Origin of the sequence: Streptomyces capoamus (genome assembly GCF_014654935.1) — a bacterium.
Classification (GTDB): domain Bacteria; phylum Actinomycetota; class Actinomycetes; order Streptomycetales; family Streptomycetaceae; genus Streptomyces; species Streptomyces capoamus.
The window spans coordinates 71,222-75,466 of the sequence record NZ_BNBF01000007.1 but is presented as its reverse complement, the minus strand read 5'-3'; the positions used below and the strand labels follow the sequence as shown (position 1 = coordinate 75,466).

The following is a 4,245-nucleotide window of genomic DNA, read 5'->3' as shown; positions in this document are numbered from 1 at the left end:
TCTCGTACTCGTTCGGCTCGCGGACGTCGATGATCTCGATGTTCTCGCCGTCGTCGATCCACTCCTTGAGCTGCTTGGGAGTGATCGTGGAGTCGGCCGCCGCCGCCTGGGCCTCCTCGGAGACGACGCCGCAGAAGGCCTCGTAGTCGATGAGCTCGGTGACGGTCGGGTTCTCGCCGCAGACCGCGCAGTTCGGGTCCTTGCGGACCTTGACCTGGCGGTACTGCATCTCCAGGGCGTCGTAGATCATCAGGCGGCCGACCAGCGGCTCGCCGATGCCGGCGAGGAGCTTGATGGCCTCGTTGACCTGGATGGAGCCGATGGACGCGCACAGCACGCCCAGCACGCCGCCCTCCGCGCAGGAGGGGACCATGCCGGGGGGCGGGGGCTCCGGGTAGAGGCAGCGGTAGCAGGGACCGTGCTCGGACCAGAAGACCGAGGCCTGGCCGTCGAAGCGGTAGATCGAGCCCCACACGTACGGCTTGTTCAGCAGCACGCAGGCGTCGTTGACCAGGTAGCGGGTCGCGAAGTTGTCGGTGCCGTCGACGATCAGGTCGTACTGGCTGAAGATGTCCATCACGTTGTCGGCCTCGAGCCGCTCCTCGTGAAGGACCACGTTCACGTACGGGTTGATGCCGAGGACCGAGTCACGGGCGGACTCGGCCTTGGAGCGGCCGATGTCGGCCTGGCTGTGGATGATCTGGCGCTGCAGGTTCGACTCGTCGACCTCGTCGAACTCCACGATGCCCAGGGTGCCCACGCCCGCGGCGGCCAGGTACATCAGCGCCGGCGAACCCAGGCCGCCGGCGCCGACACAGAGCACCTTGGCGTTCTTCAGCCGCTTCTGCCCGTCCATGCCCACGTCGGGGATGATCAGGTGGCGGGAGTACCTGCGGACCTCGTCTACGGTGAGCTCAGAGGCTGGCTCGACCAGGGGTGGCAGCGACACGGGGACTCCGTTGGTCGGTCAATCACTACAGTTGTTCTCCTCGTAACACTGCCACGCCCTTCTTCATTCCGAGACACCTGTCCCGACACGCGAGACGATGTCGTCCCAGTAGCCGGGCATGGTCTCCCAGGGGTCCACTCGGCCGCCCCGGTCCGTGCGGTCCGTGAAGTAGATCGTGGCCGCGCCCTGCCAGCGGGCGATCCGCAGCGCCTCGTCCAGATGGCCGCGGGGCACGCTGTGCACGAAGTGGCAGAAGCGGTCGGGCGGGTAGTCGGCGGTCCACTCGGCCACCTGCGACCAGCGGTACTCGGACCAGGAGCCGGAGAAGGTCACCAGCTGGTCGGCGTTCTCGGCGTACCCGGGGTGCGGGTGGCGGCCGTGCCCGAGGACGATGTGGGCGGTGTCACCGAGCGCCCGGAGCGTGGTGATCACACGGCGGACCTCGGGCAGCGCGGCGCGCTCGTCGGGGCAGCGGTCCAGCAGGAAGCCGTCGACCCGGTACCAGTCGAGGTGGCGGTGGGCGTCGGTGAGCAGGGCGCCGAAGTCGCGGGCCCCGTAGCCGAGGTCGAGGTGACCGAGGACGCGGACCCCCGCGGCCCGCAGCCGGGCCGCGGCTGCCAGGCAGTGCGGGTCGGGGCGGCTGCCGGGGCCGGCTGCGACGTCGAGGACCACCCAGTCCACCGGGGTGCCGGGGCGGGCGAGTTCCGCCCACTGGGCCGGGGCGACGAGCGGGTGGGCGTAGCCGGGGATGCCGAGTGCGGTACGGACGCCGGTGCCGGCGCCGGTGCCTGTGGTGCCCGCGGTGGTGCTGGTCAGATGCGGCATGCCGCCTCCATCCAGATGTCGGCCAGGGATTCTTCGAGGTTGATGCGGGGCCGCCAGCCGAGCCGGTCGCGGGCGGTGCGCACATCGGCCTGTTGCCAGCTGCCGCAGCCGTCCGGGTACGGGTAGGCCACCGGGACCGGGTGCTCGGAGTCGGCGCGGGGGTGGCCGATGGCGCTGCGCAGCGGGACGGGCGGGGCGTCGAGTTCGTGCAGGGCACCGCCGTAGCCGGCCACGCGTGCGAGGACGGCGGCGGCGTCCCTGAGGCGGACGGCTCGGCCGGAACCGATGTTGATCACGCCCTGCGCGGCGGAGAGCGAGGCCGCGTGCACGGCCCGGGCGACGTCGCGTACGTCCACGAAGTCACGCTGGACGCCGAGGCCGCTGAGCTTGAGCTCGCCGTCGCCGGACTGCATCGCACGCCGCATGGCCTCCGCCAGGCGGCCCAGTGGGGAGCCGGCCGGGGTGCCGGGGCCGGCCGGCGAGAAGACGCGCAGTACGACGGCGTCCAGGCCGGAGCCGAGGACGAGTTCGGTAGCGGCGAGCTTGCTGACGCCGTACGGGCCGCCGGGGCGCGGTACGGCGTCCTCGGCCGTGGAGGACCCGGGCTGGCTCGGGCCGTACTCGGAGCCGCAGCCGATCTGCACCAGGCGGGCACCGCAGCCGCTGCGGCGCAGGGCCTCGCAGACGGTGGCCACGGCCACGGTGTTGTGCCGGGTGAGGTCGCGGGCGCCGCCGCGGGTGGCGCCGGCGCAGTTGACGACGACCCCGGGGTGGACCGCGTCGAGGAAGCGGGTGAGCGCGCCCGGGCTGCCGGTGGCGAGGTCGAAGCGGACGTCGGCGTCGTCGCCGCGGCCGAGCGCGGTGAGCTGGACGGCCGGGTCGGCGAGCAGGCGGTCGGCGACGAAGCGGCCGATGAACCCGTTGGCTCCGATCAGCAGGACCCTCATCGGGCGGCTCCCGGGGTGTGCGCGGCGGTCGTGCCGGCCGTTCCGGCGGCTCGTGCGGCCGCTCCGGCGGCTCGTGCGGCCGTTCCGACGGCTGCTGCGGCCGTTCCGGCCCGGACTCCGGCGGCCGCCGGGGCCCCGAACGCTCCGGCTCGGACTCCGGCGGCCTTCGGGGCTCCGGACGTTCCGGCTCGGGGAGTCGCCGAGGCTCCGGAGGCTCCGGCTCGGGAGGTGGTCATCTTGGTGTTCTCCTTCAAGGGGGTGGTGCGGTTGCCGCCGGCGGTGGGCCGGGCCGGTGGCGGAAGGTTCATTCGGGGACTCCCGGGGGCGCGTGGGCCGCGGCCCGGGTGAGGGTGCGGCCCGCGTGCCACAGCAGGGCCAGGGCCGCGGTGCCGCAGGCGAGGCCCGGTACGGCGGCCTCGCCCCAGGCACCGGCGAGGTTCTCGACGGGGACCGCCAGGAAGGCCCAGCCGGGCAGCCGGGCGGCCGTGAGCAGCGCGAGGGCCGCCGCCTCCGTGGCCGCCGCGGCGCCCAGCGCGAGGGCGGCGGCGCGCCGGTGCCGGTGCACGGTGAGCAGGCGGGCGGCCAGGAGCAGGGCGCCCAAGGCGAGGGTTTGCGGGAACGCGGCGGGCTGGTCCAGGACGGTTCCGCACAGGGCGAGCAGTGCGCCGAGGGCGGCCAGGAACGACGCGAACACCCCGGACAGCAGTGGCTTGGCGGCGGCTGTGAAGTCCTCCAGTGCGCGGCTGCGGGCGAGCCTGCGGCGGGCGCCGGCGGTGAGGAGGTGGGCGCAGCACGCCGCCGGGGCACAGGCCAGCAGGAGGGCCAGGACGGGCGCGCCGGCCGTGGACCAGGGGCCGTCCGCCGTCCCGGTGGGCAGGGCGCCGGGGCCGTCCGTGCGGAGGGCGTGGAGGAGGCCGTCGCCGACGAGGGCGTACGCGAGCAGCCAGAGCGTTCCCGCGCGCGCAGCGGCCGCGGTGCGCCACGCGCGCGGGCCGGGCGGACCGGTGAGCTGACCGGGCGGGCCTGCGAGCGGGCCGTGGCGCAGTGCGGCGCGCACGGCCAGGGCTACGGCGAGCAGGCCGCCGAGGGCCGTCAGCGCGCGGGGTTGTCCGTGGGTGAGCCGCAGCGCGGCCACGGTGGCGGCGCCGAGCGCTCCGGGCAGGAAGGCGAGCAGGACCCCGCCGGCGCGGAGCCGGGGCACCGGCAGGAACTCGGGCTCCGGGTGCGGCTCGGTGGTGCGGGGGGCGCGCGCGTACAGCTCCTCGGCGAGCGAGAACACGTCGCGGTGGCGGAAGCGGGCGGCGGTCCGGTCGGTGACGCCATGTGCCTCCAGCCCGGCCGCGATCTCCAGCGGGTCCACGGCCCGCTCGCACAGCTCGCGGTGGCGGTGCAGCAGGGCCTTCACCGGGTCGCCGGTCCCGCGGCGACGGCCGGCGACGGACCTGCGCCCGGCCCCGGCGTCCGCTGCGGGGCGGGAGCCGGGCGGGGCGGGTACGGCAGGGAGCCCGGGGTCGTGCCCGGCGT

Annotated in this window: 4 protein-coding genes; all 4 read right to left on the bottom strand. The window is 75.0% G+C overall.

What is annotated here, in order from left to right; translation table 11 throughout:
* Positions 1 to 949, bottom strand: a 949-nt coding sequence (gene moeB, locus IE312_RS13390) for a molybdopterin-synthase adenylyltransferase MoeB (RefSeq protein WP_229899665.1), incomplete at its 3' end; no start/stop codon positions are given.
* A gap of 63 nt (positions 950 to 1,012) precedes the next feature.
* Positions 1,013 to 1,774 (bottom strand): spherulation-specific family 4 protein, encoded by a 762-nt coding sequence (locus tag IE312_RS13385; RefSeq protein ID WP_189981428.1) that lies wholly within the window; start codon positions 1,772 to 1,774, stop codon positions 1,013 to 1,015.
* Positions 1,762 to 2,721, bottom strand: a complete 960-nt coding sequence (locus tag IE312_RS13380; protein ID WP_189981426.1) for an NAD-dependent epimerase/dehydratase family protein — start codon at positions 2,719 to 2,721, stop codon at positions 1,762 to 1,764. Before IE312_RS13380 ends, IE312_RS13385 begins: the two co-directional genes overlap by 13 nt.
* 304 nt (positions 2,722 to 3,025) lie before the next feature.
* The coding region (locus IE312_RS13375; RefSeq protein WP_229899663.1) for a hypothetical protein at positions 3,026 to 4,245 on the bottom strand (1,220 nt) is incomplete at its 5' end.

Bases quoted from the DNA above. Each gene is read 5' to 3' on its own strand.
- IE312_RS13385 (WP_189981428.1), bottom strand. From the start codon at position 1,774: ATGCCGCATCTGACCAGCACCACCGCGGGCACCACAGGCACCGGCGCC.
- IE312_RS13380 (WP_189981426.1), bottom strand. From the start codon at position 2,721: ATGAGGGTCCTGCTGATCGGAGCCAACGGGTTCATCGGCCGCTTCGTC.